At 43.0% G+C, this 16,490-nt stretch carries 17 protein-coding genes; 10 read left to right on the top strand and 7 right to left on the bottom strand.

Annotated features, from left to right (window positions below; all coding sequences use genetic code 11):
- Positions 1-16: 16 nt before the first annotated feature.
- On the top strand, positions 17-382 hold the full coding sequence (locus ACOJRU_RS09550; RefSeq protein WP_421131525.1) for a cation transporter: 366 nt from the start codon (positions 17-19) through the stop codon (positions 380-382).
- A 52-nt stretch (positions 383-434) separates the two neighbouring features.
- Positions 435-644: a hypothetical protein gene (locus tag ACOJRU_RS09545; RefSeq protein WP_421131524.1), complete on the top strand. Its 210-nt coding sequence runs from the start codon at positions 435-437 to the stop codon at positions 642-644.
- Between the two features lie 106 nt (positions 645-750).
- Here the strand turns inward: ACOJRU_RS09545 and ACOJRU_RS09540 are convergent, their stop codons facing one another.
- From ACOJRU_RS09540 to ACOJRU_RS09515, 6 genes are all read right to left on the bottom strand, one after another.
- Positions 751-2,088, bottom strand: a complete 1,338-nt coding sequence (locus ACOJRU_RS09540; RefSeq protein ID WP_421131523.1) for an APC family permease — start codon at positions 2,086-2,088, stop codon at positions 751-753.
- 95 nt (positions 2,089-2,183) lie between these two features.
- Positions 2,184-2,924 (bottom strand): MauE/DoxX family redox-associated membrane protein, encoded by a 741-nt coding sequence (locus ACOJRU_RS09535; protein ID WP_032094219.1) that lies wholly within the window; start codon positions 2,922-2,924, stop codon positions 2,184-2,186.
- A 46-nt stretch (positions 2,925-2,970) separates the two neighbouring features.
- Complete coding sequence (locus ACOJRU_RS09530; RefSeq protein WP_032094218.1) at positions 2,971-3,480, bottom strand: DUF305 domain-containing protein; 510 nt, start codon at positions 3,478-3,480, stop codon at positions 2,971-2,973.
- A 21-nt stretch (positions 3,481-3,501) separates the two neighbouring features.
- Entirely contained in the window at positions 3,502-3,918 is a 417-nt protein-coding gene (locus ACOJRU_RS09525) for a two pore domain potassium channel family protein (RefSeq protein ID WP_421131522.1), read from the bottom strand.
- 22 nt (positions 3,919-3,940) lie between these two features.
- Positions 3,941-4,690 carry a copper resistance protein B gene (locus tag ACOJRU_RS09520; protein WP_421131521.1) on the bottom strand — a complete coding sequence of 250 codons (750 nt, stop codon included), beginning with the start codon at positions 4,688-4,690 and terminating at the stop codon, positions 3,941-3,943.
- A gap of 10 nt (positions 4,691-4,700) precedes the next feature.
- Positions 4,701-6,521, bottom strand: coding sequence for a copper resistance system multicopper oxidase (locus ACOJRU_RS09515; RefSeq protein WP_421131520.1), 1,821 nt, complete (start codon positions 6,519-6,521; stop codon positions 4,701-4,703).
- 941 nt (positions 6,522-7,462) lie between these two features.
- Between ACOJRU_RS09515 and ACOJRU_RS09510 the strand changes: the two genes are divergently transcribed.
- Positions 7,463-7,918 (top strand): hypothetical protein, encoded by a 456-nt coding sequence (locus ACOJRU_RS09510; RefSeq protein WP_421131519.1) that lies wholly within the window; start codon positions 7,463-7,465, stop codon positions 7,916-7,918.
- Between the two features lie 101 nt (positions 7,919-8,019).
- On the opposite strand, the gene cadR is transcribed toward ACOJRU_RS09510, so the two are convergent.
- Positions 8,020-8,445 (bottom strand): Cd(II)/Pb(II)-responsive transcriptional regulator, encoded by a 426-nt coding sequence (cadR, locus tag ACOJRU_RS09505; protein WP_421131518.1) that lies wholly within the window; start codon positions 8,443-8,445, stop codon positions 8,020-8,022.
- Positions 8,446-8,526: 81 nt separating this feature from the next.
- Between cadR and ACOJRU_RS09500 the strand changes: the two genes are divergently transcribed.
- The 7 genes from ACOJRU_RS09500 to ACOJRU_RS09470 all read left to right on the top strand — a co-directional run bounded on the left by ACOJRU_RS09500 (position 8,527) and on the right by ACOJRU_RS09470 (position 16,420).
- Entirely contained in the window at positions 8,527-9,153 is a 627-nt protein-coding gene (locus tag ACOJRU_RS09500; protein ID WP_421131517.1) for a cation transporter, read from the top strand.
- Complete coding sequence (locus ACOJRU_RS09495) at positions 9,150-9,515, top strand: DUF3703 domain-containing protein (protein ID WP_421131516.1); 366 nt, start codon at positions 9,150-9,152, stop codon at positions 9,513-9,515. The genes ACOJRU_RS09500 and ACOJRU_RS09495 overlap by 4 nt, the downstream gene beginning before the upstream one ends.
- On the top strand, positions 9,502-10,413 hold the full coding sequence (locus ACOJRU_RS09490; RefSeq protein WP_421131515.1) for a cation diffusion facilitator family transporter: 912 nt from the start codon (positions 9,502-9,504) through the stop codon (positions 10,411-10,413). Before ACOJRU_RS09495 ends, ACOJRU_RS09490 begins: the two co-directional genes overlap by 14 nt.
- A 19-nt stretch (positions 10,414-10,432) precedes the next feature.
- Positions 10,433-10,810, top strand: a complete 378-nt coding sequence (locus tag ACOJRU_RS09485; RefSeq protein WP_032094209.1) for a hypothetical protein — start codon at positions 10,433-10,435, stop codon at positions 10,808-10,810.
- A gap of 71 nt (positions 10,811-10,881) precedes the next feature.
- Positions 10,882-12,309: a TolC family protein gene (locus tag ACOJRU_RS09480; protein ID WP_421131514.1), complete on the top strand. Its 1,428-nt coding sequence runs from the start codon at positions 10,882-10,884 to the stop codon at positions 12,307-12,309.
- Positions 12,302-13,249, top strand: a complete 948-nt coding sequence (locus ACOJRU_RS09475) for an efflux RND transporter periplasmic adaptor subunit (protein WP_421131513.1) — start codon at positions 12,302-12,304, stop codon at positions 13,247-13,249. The genes ACOJRU_RS09480 and ACOJRU_RS09475 overlap by 8 nt, the downstream gene beginning before the upstream one ends.
- 60 nt (positions 13,250-13,309) lie before the next feature.
- Complete coding sequence (locus tag ACOJRU_RS09470; RefSeq protein WP_421131512.1) at positions 13,310-16,420, top strand: efflux RND transporter permease subunit; 3,111 nt, start codon at positions 13,310-13,312, stop codon at positions 16,418-16,420.
- The last annotated feature ends 70 nt before the right edge of the window (positions 16,421-16,490 follow it).

Here is a 16,490-nt window from a genome sequence, read left to right as displayed (position 1 = left end):
TAGGCAGGAGAAAACAATGAGTAACAAACATCATAGAGTTGGTGTGAGTGAATTAAATTTAGTAATTCGTCACCTTCGACTGACGGGTGTGACTGCGGACAATTTAGACCTAATTATCAGAGATATAGATTCAACCATCGGCGTTGATGCAGTGTCTTTTGAAGAGTCATCCAACACGCTTCATATTGGTTATGATGCGACGCATTGTGAACTGGATGGCATCGAGAATATAGTTCGAACGCACAGAGCCGACATTTCGGACGATTGGTGGACGCATTTTAAAGAGGGCTATTATCAATTTGTTGACGAAAATATTCGCGAAAATGCCAAACATAAGCCATGGAGCTGCCATACAACTGATCAGGGCAAGCGCTCTAAATAAAAAGACTTAAAACATCGGTCAAAACCTTTTTAATCTTAAGGAGACATTATCAATGCAGATTTCTAACAACACGCCAGTTTATCAACCGATTGTGAATGACAAATTGGAAAAAAATCATCAAACAGCAGAAGCAGAAGCAGAAACGTCCAACTGTAAAAAGAAAGAAGCTGAAGAGAGCGCCATTGCGGAGGCGAATAAAGTGAATGGTAATAACCAGACCGAGCCGAGTGAAATTAAGCAATCAATATCTGTGAAGGTGTAACTAGTAGAGCTCCTATCCACACGTCTATCGGACTGATTCATTTTTATAGAATGTTCAGGCCGATAAACGTACATTTCCCGCACTATATCCTCAAAGTTTTTTCATTCTAGCCATCGTGGGCATGTCCTTCATCGCCATCATCTTCGCGCTTATGCCTGAGGAAAAAGCGCTCATAGGCAAAAACGGCAACAATGCCAATGCCAGCAATGATGATAATCTGTAAATCATCACTGCCTTTGATCCAATTGAATGCGAGAAGAACAACAGCATCTAATATAATTGCGGTGATCAACACCAGTGGGTTTGCTCCAACGTCTTTTCTAAGTACCTTTAATACGCCCCAATGAATGATAATATCCATTACTAGGTAAAAAATGGCTCCTAAAGATGCGATCCTTGAAAGATCAAAAAAAGCGGCAAGTAGTCCGGCAGCAATTACAGTAAAGACCAAAGTATGTTTTTGAATATTACCGGGCATACCAAAGTGCCGATGGGGGATCAAATTCATATCTGTCAACATTGCCAACATACGCGAAACCGCAAAAACGCTGGCTAGTAGACCCGATGCGGTCGCTATTATTGCAATACCCACCGTAAACCAAACACCATACTGTCCGATAGCGGGACGAGCCGCTTCAGCGAGTGCGTAGTCCTTAGCTGCAACTATCTGTTCGACCGTTAATGTGGAGCCTACGGCATAGCAGACTAATAAATAGATAACCAAACAAATTAATAAAGACACTATAATGGCTCGCCCAACATTTTTGTTTGGGTTGACCACCTCGTCGCCGCTATTGGTGATAGTTGTAAATCCTTTGTATGCTAAAATCGCCAATGCGGTCCCAGCTAAAAATCCACTAGCAGAGGAGTTTGCACTTACATCAGCGCTAGCGGGTTGAAAAGCAAACCCTGCTGCCCAGAGTGCTACAAGGGCGAAAATTAATATGCCGCCAATTTTCAAAACGGCTGTAACCTTGGATACACTTCCAATTACCTTGTTACCCGCAACATTTACAACAAATGCAAAAATGATGAGTCCGATAGCTAGTATTGGGACTAATATGCTATTTTCTTGCACATCAAATAACTGAAGGGTGTACGTGCCAAACGTTCGGGCCACCAGACTTTCATTAATAATCATTGAAAGTGCCATTAATAATGCGGCACCTCCGGTCACGGCACTTGGTCCATAGGCCTTTTTTAATATCATTGCGATCCCGCCCGCAGATGGATATTTGTTTGAAACCTTGATGTAACTGTAGGCACTAAATCCACTAATAATGGCGGCTATGATGAATGCCAGCGGGAAAAGCGAACCTGCATATTCCGCGACTTGACCGGTGAGCGCAAATATTCCTGCTCCAATCATTACGCCAGTGCCCATCGCTATTGTACCGGTTAAACTTAAGCTTCCTTTTTCATAATCTTCGTTGTGAGAACTCATTGTAAATATTCCTTAAAATGCGGTTTAAGAAAGACTATTTTGTGGAGACACAAATCTATTTTGTTTTTAAAGCTTTAAATATGTCTCCACCGTCTTTAAATCATTGCGGTTGAGAGCATCCATAACCCTGCGGCAATCATAAAGAGATTTTCTGTGAGTGATACAAAGCCAAGCGGTACGTTACTATCACCGCCCACGCATGCACATTTGAGTTCACGCTTATCAATATACACCGCTTTGAATACTGAAACCGCGCCTACTGTCCCGATAAATAGAGAGACAGGGCCAACGAGATAACCAGACAGGCCTGCGAGCATTCCGATTCCAGCGAACGCTTCGGCAAAGGGGTAAATGTAGCCGTAGCGTATATTCCTCATAGCGAGTAAGTCATAGGTGATGAAGGAGTTCGTAAAACTATAGAGATCTTTAAGCTTTTGAATCGCTAATAAGCTCATGCTAAATGCAACAAATAATTCTATAACTTGAATGAAAAAATTGCTTTGAACAAAGGCATATGCGATTGCTAGTGCCATTAACAATGCAACTGAAAATATTGCAATGACAGGTGTATAGGTGGTGCCCGTTTGTCCTGCTTCCCCTAAATCAAAATATTCACGTAGATCGTCATACCCTCCGATTCTTTCTCCATTGATAAACGTTTGAGGGGTTGTTTCTACTTCGTGTTCGTTTTTGAACTTATCGGTTTCTTCACGACTTGCTAGCTTGTGGTCCTCTACTTGATACCCTTCTCGTTCCAGTAGGTCTTTAGATCGCAAGCCATAGGGACAAATGTGTTCATCTGTATGCATTCGATATAATTTTGCTCTTAATTCCATGGTCTTCTCCTAACTATAAGTAATTTGTAATTTTCCAATGGCGTGTCTATTTTTGACTGAAATCCGGTACTTGACGACTTTCAACTTCAGCTTCAGTTTTTACTTCACCATTCTTCTCTATGTCCTCTAGTAACCATTTCATTTCCTTGATTTCTCGCTCTTGCGCCGCAATGATTTCGTTTGCTAGCTTGAGGACTCGCTTATCTGAGATATTGGCTCGCTCGCTAGTTAAAATCGCAATAGAGTGATGCGGTATCATTGCTTTCATCCACGCTTCATCAGCGATGGTTGATTGAGAGCGGACTAAGTACAGTGAGATCACAAAGATGAGTCCGCTACCTAGCAAAATTGTCCAATTCTTGGCTTTGTTCTCATACATGTTAAGCATAAATAGCAACATAATGATTGCCATTATTGAGCCCATATAGATAGCCATGTAAAACCGCGTTTCGCTAAAAAAAATGTGGTCAAATGCATATGTATTGAAATACATCATTAACAGCATGGCCGCAGTTGATGTAAAGATCATTGCTAAAAATTTTGTATATTTAGTCATCACGTTATCCTGTCTGTCCTTCTAGGACTGATTCATTGTTTTAAATATTAGAGAGGCCGAACAGCTAACAAGCAAAAAGCCCGTCATTGCCTCCAAACCTGATAAGAAACTTAAATGCCCAATTGGCTCTAGTTGAGCTAGTCCTAAGGTGGTTAAGTTAATGAGTGAGAAGTAATAAATTTCAATAAAATAAAGAGAACTTGATCCCTGCAAATCGCCTAGACCGATCTCTATAGATAACAGAAACCCTACGGCGAACCAAAAGGCAGCTATCAACTGGCTAAAGGTTATGCCGTACACTACTGCAATGAGCTTTAAGTATGCAGAGAGGTCTGAGCTAACAACGTAATTCTTTAACGCTCTGAGGCTTAAAAAATGACTCGTCGTAGCGAGGCCTATTGCGACTAAAGCTATCATCAACTGAATAATTACTTCCATTGATTGCTCCTTTTTAAAGCGCTTAAAACCAGAATCGAGCACCAACCACGAAACCAGTTTCACTTACCGACTCACCCTTGTTTCGAGCAATATCAGCGCTATTACCGAGACTCCGACTCCAATAAATGCCTGCGTATGGTGCAAATTCTCTTGCAAACTCATAGCGATATCGCAAACCTAAGCGTATCGAATTGAAGCCAGAGGGGCGGTCAAACCTTTCAGATTCTGAAAGCGAACCAGCAAGGGCAAGTCTCGGTTGTAAGAATGACGTTTGGCTTACTCTTATTTCATACTCGGCTTCTACTGAGAAACTGACATCACCATCCTCATTAATCACGATGGAGTTATCCATTTCGAATTGATAAGGAGCAACCCCATACAAGCTAATGACGGCATAGTGCTCCATACTCGTATCGCTACTTAGCAGTCCTCTTGTGCCAATACCGGCTTGAAATTCCCAAAATGGCGCAATTAATTTACTAGCAAGGAGCTCAGCTCGCTCTAAATCTGTTGGTTCGCCATCATCTTGCTTGTTTTCGCCTTCACTTTTGAAGTAAAGGCGATAGGTATCACCGCCGTACCATCCGATCATGTCCCACACTCCGATGTTTTCTTCATCGTTTGTGCGTGTATATTCAAAACGGTCAAATAAAATCATGCCCGTGTTGTACTGTTCGACTGGTTTCGGCCAATCTGATGGAATCTCTTGCGCATTAGACGATGCGCAAAGACCAATTAGTAAAGTACTGAAAATTTTAGACGTGTTTTTCATATAATTTCCCCTACGAGACTGATACGATTCTGAACATGCCCGCATCCATGTGATAGAGCAGGTGACAATGGAATGCCCAATTTCCGGGGGCATCTGCGCTTATCAAGAGCGACACTTTTTCGCTGGGTTTTAAACTTATCGTATGTTTTCGGGGGGGCGGATAATTCCCGTTTTCTAACTCCATCCACATACCGTGCAAGTGGATTGGATGGTTCATCATAGAATCGTTCACTAAAATCAAACGAATTCGTTCGCCATACCTAAAATGAATAGGGCCATCGACTTCGTTAAATTTGAGTCCATCAAACGACCACATATAACGTTCCATATTGCCAGTAAGATGTAATTCAATAGTTTGGGTCGGCTCTCTGGTGTCGGGCCATTCCTCAGCGCCGGTCAAGTCGCTATATAATAGTACCCGATGTTTTGCGTCCTCTAAGCCAATGCCTGGCTCATCAAGTCGACTGGTAGGGTTTGTTGCAAGCATACTTGCACCGGGTCCATGACCCTCCTCATCATGCTCTATATTAATATTATTTACCGGGAGCGCTCGCGTATGCATCGATGAATGGTCATTCATTGTGTCCATTGATGACTCAGAAGACCCCTCTTTATTCATTGGCTTATTAGATTGCTTGTTCATGTCTTCCATCCCGGCCATATCTGAATTCATCCCCATGGCCGCCATGCCACGCTCTGGCATTTCACGCAATGTTGGTACAGGCGCTTCTTTTCCAAGTTCAGTACTGAGCGTTCCACGAACGAAGCCACTTCTGTCCATGCTTTCTGCAAAAAGAGTGTATGTAGTCGTGCCGATTGGCCTTACAATTACATCATAGGTTTCAGCAACCGCAATTCGAAGTTCATCGACTTTAACGGGTTTTATTGGTTGTCCATCAGCAGCCACCACGGTCATTTCGAGGCCCGGAATACGAAAATCGAAATACGTCATTGCGGAGCCATTTATGAGCCTTAATCGAATGCTTTCATTGGGCCTATAGAGCGCAGTCCAGTTGGTTTGAGCATCTCTGCCATTCATTAAATATGTATATGTGGAGCTTGTTACATCGAGAATATCTCTGGGATTCATCCGCATATTCGCCCACATAGCTCTTTCTTTTACTGTATTAACAAAACCTTGCTTTTTAATATCTTTAACAGTGTCGCTTATGGTGCGTTGTTGATAGTTGTAGTAACCCTCTGCCACTTTCAAATGCCTGAACACATCGTGTGGATCTTCAAAGGTCCAATCGCTTAATTGAATGACATGTTCCCTGTCTGCACCTATGTCACCGTCGGAAGGGTCAATGATGACAGGGCCTAAGTGCCCCAGTTGCTCTTGCAGCCCCGAGTGGCTGTGATACCAATAGGTGCCGTTTTGTTTTATATCAAATTCATAGGTAAACGTAGAGTTAGGTTCGATACCAGGAAATGAAACGCCAGGTACTCCATCCATGTTAAATGGGAGAATAAAACCATGCCAATGAATAGACGTGCTGTCTGGTAATTCGTTGGTAACATGAATCTTAACTTGCTGACCTTCTCTTAACCGGAGCAATGGGCCAGGTGATATGTCGTTGATGGTAATAGGGCTTGCAACATCGCCGGCAATTTTCTTTTGCTGGCGAGAAATTGTCATGTTGATGTTTTTTCCACTTACTACTGCATCCCCGTAGTTTACCTCTGCAATACTGTTGTCATTTTTGCTATTGCTATAACCCTCTGCGAAAGCCCAAGGTGCTCTCATCTGACCTAGCAGGGCAAAGCCACCAGTGGCATAAGCCGCGTTTCTCAAAAAAATGCGCCTATGTTGCTTCATTCGATTATTCATAAGAACCTCACTTCTTTAGCGATATGTGCGATACGCTGCACTGTCTACATGTTTGTCAGGTATTAACCTGACAAACGGCTTAAGAATTGAAGTTGAGTTTAGGCGGCCTCAGGAGGCTAAACCCCGAGTAGAAATGATAAAAATTGAAGAAATAAAAGTTTGAAAAAGATGGTGCATTGATTGATTTCAAAACAGGTGCAACCATTGATGAAAGGTTAGAGCTCGAGCCTAATTTACACTCACAAACACCGTCACAACACTTACCGTCGCACTCTGTATGATCTTGATGTTCCGAGTGTTGCGAATGTTCCAAATGTTGCATATTGTCAGATTGATGTTGAGTCGTTGCAGACTCAATGAAATTGACCGTTGCGTCATTTTTGTTTGAAGGCTCACATGCAACACTAGACAATGATAAAACAAGCAAAGCGAGGCACGCAGCGCATTTTACAAATGCACCAAGTAATCCTTTATCTGTTTTATTTGCGTCCATAACGTTGCTCAAACCCCGTCAATATCGAGTAAAAAGTTCACATATGTAGGTAAATATTGCAATCAACCTTACAGAAATAAAAAATCGCTCTTCTACAACAAATCAAGTCAAAACGCCTAGTTCTTGGGAAGTAGAGCACAACTTAATGTCCTTATAGTCACTCTCTCCTAATCTTATTTGAGAGTAGTGCAAAAAGCAGTCCGACTATGAGTAGTCATGCTTAGATGAGAGTTTTAGCCTCATTCTTAATTGAAATAAGCGAATAAGTGGTGACGTATTCATGGCTTAATTTTTAATTCAAAGTGACCCAACGTGAAATACCATATAAACGAGCGGATCTGACAAATTTGTAATGCAACTGTAATCTAGCCGTTATGATTTTAAGCGGTATTTAATTTAAATTTCTGTCTGGAGCCTTTTTAATCTGTGCGGGATATCGAGAGTTAGTATGAAAATAGAAAGTGTAAGAGATATTTTAGAGTGGACCATGGATTTACATAAACAACTAGCAAGCTGCCTCACGCATTGCGAACCAAATAATTCTGAGCGCTCAAAAATGGCAATGCAATACTTGATTGCTCATGAGGAGCATTTAGCAGCGCTTATTAAATCATTTTCAGTAAAAGCGGAATCTGGAGAGTTGGAAACGCTCTTTATAGAATATTTGGAAAAGAATCCAATAGTTTTACACGATCATTGCGACGGCGCATTTGAACAAAAGGCAGACTCAGAGATTGCAGCAATCGTAATTGAACAACATCAAGAAGTGATAGCACTTTATTCTTATCTAAGAGAGCAGGCTGTAATCCCTCATCATAAAGAACTTTTGGACAACTTACTGGCACTGGAAAATCAAGAAATTGTGCGGATGGCTCAAGGATTAAATAGATTTCAGGATATGTAACTTTATAAATCAATCGGTAAAACTAGCGTTTCATTGGAAATACTATTTATCGTGAGGCAACAACTTGTTATACCGTTCGCTAGCGAACGAGTCATTGAGGCTCAGTCGTTACGTTTTGCAGGGCAGTGCGAATCTACAATGCTGTCTATTCTGTGCAAAACACCGCATTCCTTGATTTTCTTATCGTCGTTACAAGCGGCTCGTATGGATTTAAGTGTTTTCTGTAGAGCGTTTAGCTCAGATATTCGATGCTTAATATCATCAATATGTTTGTCTATTGTGGTATTGACGTTTTCGCAACTGCTTTCTGGGTTAGTTCGTGTTTCTAGTACTAAACTAATTTCTTCAATCGTCATATCTAGTGCACGGCATTGCTTAATAAACAGCAACTGCTTTAGTGCTTCGTCCGAATAACTTCGATAATTCGATTGCGTGCGCTGTGGTGCTGCTAACAACGCCTTTCGTTCATAAAAGCGAATAGTTTGAATACTTAGGCCTGTTTTATCTGCTAACTGTCCGATTTTCATGTTTCTTTACCTGACACGCTTGACTCTATACCAAGTATAGAGTTTACACTTGTGTCATGATTCAGTAAAGCGAGTGTTTTTATGAGTGGCTGTGGGTGCGACATTGAAATCAAAGACCAAGAACAAAAAAAGGTGTTGTATTGGTTGTTAGGCATTAATGCCGTGATGTTCGTCGTTGAAATGAGTGTAGGGTTATTGGCTGACTCAACAGCGCTTATTGCAGATTCACTGGATATGCTTGCGGATGCGGTTGTGTATGGCATTGGTATTTATGCAGTGGGTAAAACCATTACTCACAAAGCAAACGCCGCAAAAATTAGCGGATATTTTCAATTGATTCTAGGCCTTATTATTTTATTTGATATTGCTCGTCGTTCGATATTAGGCAGTGACCCCGAGTCATTGTTAATGATGGGGATGGGTTTTGTTGCCTTAATCGCTAACATTATATGTTTAGCAATCATTAGAAAACAGAAGAGCGGCGAAGTACATATGCGAGCGAGTTGGATTTTCTCGGCGAATGACGTTATTGCCAACATGGGCGTCATTGTAGCGGGCGTGACGGTGTATCTATTTGACACTCGCTGGCCCGATTTAGTGATTGGCTTTATTGTTTCAATCATCGTTTTGCGAGGTGCAGTCTTAATCTTAAAAGATGCTAAGCAAGAACTTCATAATAACAGCGCATCTAATGGAGAAGTGTTATGAATTTTACACAAGCAGCAAAGCCTTACATAACCCAGAAATTAAACGAAGCACATAAGTCATTTACAGACAAAGATGATAAGGCTGGATTTAAAGCATTGGAAGATGCACATGTGATTGGTCAGCATTCAACTTATCACCATACCCGAGTGCACTATGAAATGCTCAAGTTTGGATTAAAACGTAAGGACTTTAAAGAAGTCTTCGGGCAACTCTTCAGGCTGATTGGTGCCGTTACTAAAACGGCTATCGGTTTGTTGCCAGAGGGCAATACGGGCGGGGCAAATGTATGCCCGTTTAAACCCATGCCTATTTCACAAGCAAATAAAGTAATCTTGGATAAGATCAAACATGCACAGTCATAATCATTCACATAGCCATACGCACTCAGATGGAAATTCAGACGATGCATCAAGGCGCATTGGCTGGGCGTTCTTTTTAAATGTGGTGTTCACCATCATCGAGTTTATCGGTGGTTGGCTGACCAACAGCACCGCTATCATGGCAGACGCGGTGCATGACCTCGGCGATAGTTTGTCAATTGGCACAGCGTGGGGATTGAATAAGCTTAGCGATAAATCAGCTAATAAAACCTTCTCATATGGATATAAGCGCTTTTCTTTATTGGGCGCGTTGATTAACGGTTTAGTGCTCACGGTAGGCTCTATTTGGATATTGTTTGAAGCAATCCCTCGTTTAGCAGAGCCTGAAATGCCCCAAGTAGAGGGGATGTTAGCCTTATCTATTTTTGGTATGGCAGTAAACGGTTTCGCCGCTTATAAACTAAGCGAAGGAACGTCATTAAACGAACGAGTGCTTAATTGGCACTTGCTAGAAGATGTTCTCGGTTGGGTGGCAGTATTTATTATATCCATCGTCTTAATGTTTAAGCCTTGGGCGATTTTAGATCCTATCCTGTCCATTGGCTTTACTTTGTTCATCCTCTTCAATGTGTTTCGTAACCTAAAAGAAACCCTGATGCTATTTTTACAGGCAACGCCAGATGAAGAGCAAATGTCAAAAATCCGAAACGACTTGCTTGCAAACGATAAGATAAGCGACCTCCATCATTTTCACATTTGGTCTTTAGACGGAGAGCGCAATGTGATGACTGTCCACCTTGTGTTGGAAGGAGAAGTCAGTGTTGAGCACATACAGTCATTAAAAGAGAGCATACAAAGCTCATTAGCCAAATATCACTTTGAACATACTACAGTAGAGCTGGAATTTGCTGACGAACAATGTCGTGACGAAGTGAAATAGGCTTGGTAGACTGGCACTTATGAAAAATTTAAAACGAATAAGTTACATCATGATCTCGCTGATACTCTTTCAGTCGTTTTCTGCTGTGGCCAATTCGTTAGATTTTCATGCAATAGACACACAACATTTGCAACATGAACATCAGCATTCAGAGCACAATCAAGCTTCAAATGATATGCCAACTAAAGTGCTTGGTGAGTCAGCAAAAGCAGATCACCATAACCCTGCCGATTGCCATCATTGTGGCCACTGCCACGGTACGCATGCGCAGTGGTTAGGCCAGCACGACATCAACAATCTACAATCTGTGGTGTCTACCCACAACTTTAATTATTTGGATGCGATTATCGACGCACCCATCAACCGATTACTACGCCCACCCAAAACACTATCCTAATATCGCTTTCGATAGTGTCTCGCTGAGAAAAAGCGCGTCACTGAATATTGATAAATTATTAGGATATTCTAATGAAAATGTTTCATATTTTTGTGCATGCACGCGCCATTGCGTTTGCTTGCATGCTGGGCTTAACATTGAGTCCAATTGCCGCACAAGCGGTGCAAACTAGTCGCTATTTAGATGAAGGTGTTCAAGCGCCCGTACGAGAAACGCTGAGCCTTGAAGATACAATCAGACTTACACTTGCCAATAATCCAAGTTTGTATGAGTTTGAATTTAGACAGCGAGTGATTGACGGTGAATCAAAAACTGCCGCGCTTAAACCCGCACTGAATGCTGGGATTGAATTAGAAAACTTTATGGGAACCGGCGAGGTGTCGGGCATTAAGGAGCTCGAAGTCAGTTTGACCTTGTCATCTGTACTACAGCTCAACGACAAGCCTAGCGCAAGATTGGACGTACTCTCTGAGCGTAAAATACAACAAGAGGTGGAAAAGAAAATACGCACATTGGATGTCCTTGGCGAGCTGAATCGTCGGTACATCGATGCACTTGTATTGCAAGCCACCTTAGACGTGCAAAACGATGCAGAGACACTTGCACTCTATACCTATAACGCAGTTTCTAAGCGCGTTGATGCAGGCGCGTCACCATTGCTAGAGCAAAAACGCGCCCAAGCAGCGCTAGCCCAAGCAAAACTCGATGTTAAATTAGCTCAAGAAGGTCTTCAATTTGCATTGCGCAGTCTTGCCATTATGTGGGGCGAACAAACGCCCACTTTTAAGCGTGTGGAAGGTAGGCTTTTTGCGTTTCAAGACATTGGGTCATTCGAGATGCTTTCTGACGCTATCCAAAGCAGTCCGCATATAGACTTGTTCGCAAAACAAAGCCGTGTTCAAGCAGCGCAGCTTAGATTAGTGCAAACCAATAATCGAGCTGACATTGAGTGGTCAGCGGGTGTTCGACGAATACAAGGTATTGATGAAACTGCTTTAATAGCCGGGATCAGCGTGCCATTGTTTCAACAAAAACGAAACCTAGGTGAATACGAGGCGCAAAAAGCTCGCCTTGATGCAATAGAGGTGCAAAAACAGAGTAATGTGCGCAGTCTTTTACATTCAGTTAATCAAGCCTTAGGTGAGCACACCCGCGCATTATTAGAGGTTGACGCTATCCAAGAAACTGTCATACCGCCTCTTACAGAAGCCTTGGATTTAGTCGAGAGCGCCTATTTAGATGGCCGGTTTAGCTATTTGGAGTGGGTATCTACTCGACAAGAGTTCTTAAATACGCGCCTGACATTAATTGAGGCGGCGTCTCAAGTGCACCTAAGCAAAACAGAAATTGAAACGCTTACCGGTCTCGCACTTAAGGCTTCACAAAGCAGCACTGCAAAAACGGATACTGCAAAGAGCAACGCTTCCAAAAAGCTAGCGCACGACATCACTATGCAGCAGCCATCAAACATTTCGATAAGAAGTAACGATCATGAATAAATTTACTCAATTAAAAACATTCACAATATTAAAAGTACTCGTTTTAAGCATCACGCTAATGACGATACATGGGACTGTGAGCGCGGGAGACAAAGACGCAAGCGGTGATTCTCAAGAGGATGATAAACACGCTGGTGAAGTCGTTACGATGAGCGACGAGACTGCTGTGCAAAATGGGATTACCACCACAAATGTTATTGCTGGCGACATTGCACTTTCGACCACACTTTATGGCCGAATAAGTGCAGATCCTGCTTCTTTGAGTCATATTAGGGCGCGTTTTGACGGTGTGATCAAAGATGTCAAAGTCAACATTGGCGACACAGTTAAAAAAGGAGATATTTTAGCGGTCGTAGAGTCAAATGAGAGTTTAAAAAGCTACTCAATTACATCTCCATTTGATGGCAACGTAATAGCTCGGCATGCCAACAATGGTGAGTTATCAAACGGACAAGTACTATTTTCCTTAGCCAACTACAAGGATGTGTGGGCACAATTAACCGTGTTCTCGCAGCACCTCGGCAAAATTAAGGTCGGACAAGCTGTTGAATTAAGGCATGCAAACTTTGAGCAGCTATCTGAAATTGCCTACCTTACGCCATCTGCCGATAGTAGTCCGCATTCGCTTGCCAATGTCACTGTTGACAATAGCAGTGGCTATTGGCCATTAGGCACCTTGGTAAAAGCGCAGGTAACGACAGCCACCAAGGCCGTGAGTCATATGGTGCCTGTGACTGCTATTCAAGAGTATGAAGACAAGCAAGTAGTATTTGTTAATCATGATAATGAATATAAACCACGACCCGTGCAGCTCGGTGTAACTGATGGTCGCTATATTGAAGTCATAAGCGGCATTGAAATAGGTGAGCGTGTGGTGGCTACCAATAGTTACCTGATCAAAGCAGATCTGGAAAAATCGGAGGCCGGTCATGACCATTAATGCCTCAATAAAACCCGAATATGCATCTTTGCTACTGCAAGGTTTTAAGGGAGGCTTAACATGCTAGCTTCCATTATTCGCACTGCAATAGACAGGCGCGGTATATTTTTGATGCTGAGTTTTTTAGTCATTGGTTTTGGCTTATTTAGTTATCAAAAGCTACCCATTGACGCCGTACCCGATATCACCAATGTCCAAGTTCAAATCAATACTCAAGCAACAGGTTATTCGCCGCTTGAAACTGAACAACGCATCACCTTTTTGGTAGAAAACGCCTTAGCGGGTTTGCCAAACTTGGATTATACCCGTTCACTTTCTCGTTATGGCTTGTCTCAAGTGACCGCCGTATTTGAAGAAGGCACCGACCTGTATTTTGCCAGAAACCTCATTAATGAGCGGATAGGCATTATCAAAAGTCAGCTACCCGAGGGTATCGAGCCTGAAATGGGGCCGATTGCCACGGGTTTGGGTGAAATCTACATGTACACGCTCAGCGCTGAGCCGGGCACATTGACATCCGATGGCAGAGACTTTGATGCGATGGCGCTACGAGAACTGCATGACTGGGTGGTGAAACCTCAACTCGCTTTAGTAAAAGGTATCACTGAGGTTAACGCTATTGGCGGCTTTACCAAGCAATATCATGTGAATCCTGATCCTCAACGTATGCTTAATTATGGTGTGAGCACTGACGATCTGTTGCGGGCATTGGAGCGAAATAATGCCAATCAAGGTGCCGGGTACATCGAACATAACGGTCAACAAATACTGGTGCGCTCTCAAGCGCAGCTGGCCACAATTGAAGATATTGGTAATGTCGTAGTGACACTCACTAATCAATCTCCAGTGACCGTCAACGATATTGCCGAAGTGGCTATTGGTAAAGAGCTTCGAACGGGTGCTGCGACACGGGAGGGTAAGGAAACCGTCTTAGGCACTGCCATGATGCTCATTGGTGAAAATAGTCGTGCTGTGGCCTTGGCAGTGGCTGACAAAGTGGATGAAATCCAAGCTAGCTTGCCCGAAGGTGTGGTATTAGAAACTGTTTACGATCGCACCGCGCTGGTAGATAAAGCCATCAATACCGTCCGTAAAAACCTCGTTGAAGGCGCATTACTGGTGATTGTGGTGTTGTTTCTTCTGCTTGGGAATATAAGAGCAGCTATTATTACCGCCGCTGTGATACCGCTCGCTATGCTCGCCACTATAACAGGGATGGTGCAAACAGGCGTAAGCGCAAACTTAATGAGCTTAGGGGCGCTAGACTTCGGGTTAATTGTAGATGGTGCGGTTATCATCGTTGAAAACTGTATCAGGCGCTTAAGTGAAGCGCAAAGGCGAACTGGCTCAGTGCTGCCCATCAAGGAAAGACTTGAAGTCGTGTATGAAGCAACCAACGAAGTAATACGACCTAGTCTTTTTGGCGTGATGATTATTACCATTGTATATATCCCTATTTTCAGTTTAACAGGGGTAGAAGGAAAGATGTTTCACCCGATGGCGGCCACCGTCATCTTGGCATTACTTGCTGCGATGGTGTTTTCTATCACTATCGTGCCAGCAGCCGTTGCGATGTTTATGTCGGGTAAAGTCAGTGAAAAAGAGAGCCCAATCATAGTTGGGGCGAAATCGGTGTATCGTCCGGTTCTTTTATGGTCGCTTAAACTACGTTGGTTGGTAATAGGCTCAGCGACATTATTGGTTGTTGTGAGCGTTTGGCTAAGTATGCGACTTGGCTCTGAATTTATTCCTCAACTTGATGAGGGTGATATTGCCTTGCACGCTATGCGAGTGCCCGGCACTGGCATAGAGCAAGCCGTGGATATGCAAAAAAGGCTTGAAGACGTCATTATGCAGTACCCACAAGTGAGCACTGTATTTGCTAAAACCGGCACGGCAGAAGTTGCCACAGATGCGATGCCGCCAAATGTTACCGATACGTTTGTGATGTTGAAACCTAACGACCAATGGCCAGATCCTACTTTATCTAAAGCCGAATTTGTCGAGCAAATGGAGCGTGAGCTTCAAAACGTGCCCGGCAATAATTACGAGTTTACTCAACCTATACAAATGCGGTTTAACGAATTAATTAGTGGCGTTAGAGCCGACTTAGGCATAAAAATTTATGGAGATGATTTAGATAAACTGCGCGATTCAGCCGGTGATATATTAGCGGTACTGCAAGATATACCCGGCGCTGCGGATGCACGCGTTGAGCAAGTTGATGAAATTCCTATCTTTACTGTGAACCCCAAGCCTTATGCTTTAGCGCGTTATAATTTGGATGTCACTGATTTGCAAACTTGGTTAAGCGCATCGATTGGCGGCGAAGAAGCAGGCTTGATATTCGAGGGCGACAGGCGATTCGAGATAGTCGTGCGCTACTCAGAGGATATTCGCAATAATCTTGATACGCTAGGCAGCATACCTATTATGACTGGGAATGGTGATTATGTGCCTATAGCAGAAGTTGCAACGCTTGAATATGCCAGCATACCCAGTCAAATCAGCCGAGAAAACGCCAAGCGCCGTATTGTGGTAACGGCGAATGTAAGAGAGCGCGACCTAGGCTCGTTTGTTACTGAAGCAAAAATGCAAATAGCAAAAAATGTCGTATTGCCAAGTGGTTATTGGGTTGATTATGGCGGTACGTTCGAGCAGTTAGAAAGTGCGAGTCAGCGATTGAGCCTTGTTGTCCCAGCGACGCTTTTCTTAATTCTTGCATTGCTAGTCATTGCCTTTGGCTCGGTGAAAGATGCACTAATAATTTTCACTGGCGTTCCTTTAGCATTAACGGGTGGGATTTTTGCGCTGTGGGTGAGAGACATGCCCTTGTCTATATCAGCAGGCGTTGGTTTTATTGCGCTGTCTGGCATTGCTGTGCTTAACGGTTTGGTTATGTTGTCGTTTATCCGCCAAAGACTAGAAGAAACAGGAGAGTTAATTAACGCTATTGTTGATGGTGCATTAACGCGTTTGCGGCCAGTACTGATGACGGCACTGGTTGCTAGCCTTGGTTTTGTGCCAATGGCGCTTAATGTGGGAACGGGAGCAGAAGTGCAGCGTCCGTTGGCGACGGTAGTTATTGGCGGGATAATATCTTCTACCTTACTTACATTGATAGTTTTACCTGTTTTATATCGACTTGTGCATCGTAGAGCTAACAGATAAGTATTAGGGGCATAAGGCTACTGCTCTCTCAAAGTACCTTAAACAAAGAAGAGCATAGCTCGTTTTTGAA

This window comes from Alteromonas algae (assembly GCF_049117195.1).
Lineage (GTDB): Bacteria > Pseudomonadota > Gammaproteobacteria > Enterobacterales > Alteromonadaceae > Alteromonas.
The sequence above is the reverse complement of the archived record's forward strand: the minus strand, read 5'-3'. Positions and strand labels throughout refer to the sequence as shown.

Excerpts from the sequence above, each read along its gene's own strand:
- ACOJRU_RS09515 (WP_421131520.1), bottom strand. The coding sequence starts at position 6,521 with ATGAATAATCGAATGAAGCAACATAGGCGCATTTTTTTGAGAAACGCG.
- ACOJRU_RS09545 (WP_421131524.1), top strand. The coding sequence starts at position 435 with ATGCAGATTTCTAACAACACGCCAGTTTATCAACCGATTGTGAATGAC.
- ACOJRU_RS09480 (WP_421131514.1), top strand. The coding sequence starts at position 10,882 with ATGAAAATGTTTCATATTTTTGTGCATGCACGCGCCATTGCGTTTGCT.
- ACOJRU_RS09475 (WP_421131513.1), top strand. The coding sequence starts at position 12,302 with ATGAATAAATTTACTCAATTAAAAACATTCACAATATTAAAAGTACTC.
- ACOJRU_RS09490 (WP_421131515.1), top strand. The coding sequence starts at position 9,502 with ATGCACAGTCATAATCATTCACATAGCCATACGCACTCAGATGGAAAT.
- ACOJRU_RS09495 (WP_421131516.1), top strand. The coding sequence starts at position 9,150 with ATGAATTTTACACAAGCAGCAAAGCCTTACATAACCCAGAAATTAAAC.
- ACOJRU_RS09535 (WP_032094219.1), bottom strand. The coding sequence starts at position 2,924 with ATGGAATTAAGAGCAAAATTATATCGAATGCATACAGATGAACACATT.
- ACOJRU_RS09520 (WP_421131521.1), bottom strand. The coding sequence starts at position 4,690 with ATGAAAAACACGTCTAAAATTTTCAGTACTTTACTAATTGGTCTTTGC.
- ACOJRU_RS09525 (WP_421131522.1), bottom strand. The coding sequence starts at position 3,918 with ATGGAAGTAATTATTCAGTTGATGATAGCTTTAGTCGCAATAGGCCTC.
- ACOJRU_RS09510 (WP_421131519.1), top strand. The coding sequence starts at position 7,463 with ATGAAAATAGAAAGTGTAAGAGATATTTTAGAGTGGACCATGGATTTA.
- ACOJRU_RS09540 (WP_421131523.1), bottom strand. The coding sequence starts at position 2,088 with ATGAGTTCTCACAACGAAGATTATGAAAAAGGAAGCTTAAGTTTAACC.
- ACOJRU_RS09550 (WP_421131525.1), top strand. The coding sequence starts at position 17 with ATGAGTAACAAACATCATAGAGTTGGTGTGAGTGAATTAAATTTAGTA.
- ACOJRU_RS09530 (WP_032094218.1), bottom strand. The coding sequence starts at position 3,480 with ATGACTAAATATACAAAATTTTTAGCAATGATCTTTACATCAACTGCG.
- cadR (WP_421131518.1), bottom strand. The coding sequence starts at position 8,445 with ATGAAAATCGGACAGTTAGCAGATAAAACAGGCCTAAGTATTCAAACT.
- ACOJRU_RS09485 (WP_032094209.1), top strand. The coding sequence starts at position 10,433 with ATGAAAAATTTAAAACGAATAAGTTACATCATGATCTCGCTGATACTC.
- ACOJRU_RS09470 (WP_421131512.1), top strand. The coding sequence starts at position 13,310 with ATGCTAGCTTCCATTATTCGCACTGCAATAGACAGGCGCGGTATATTT.
- ACOJRU_RS09500 (WP_421131517.1), top strand. The coding sequence starts at position 8,527 with ATGAGTGGCTGTGGGTGCGACATTGAAATCAAAGACCAAGAACAAAAA.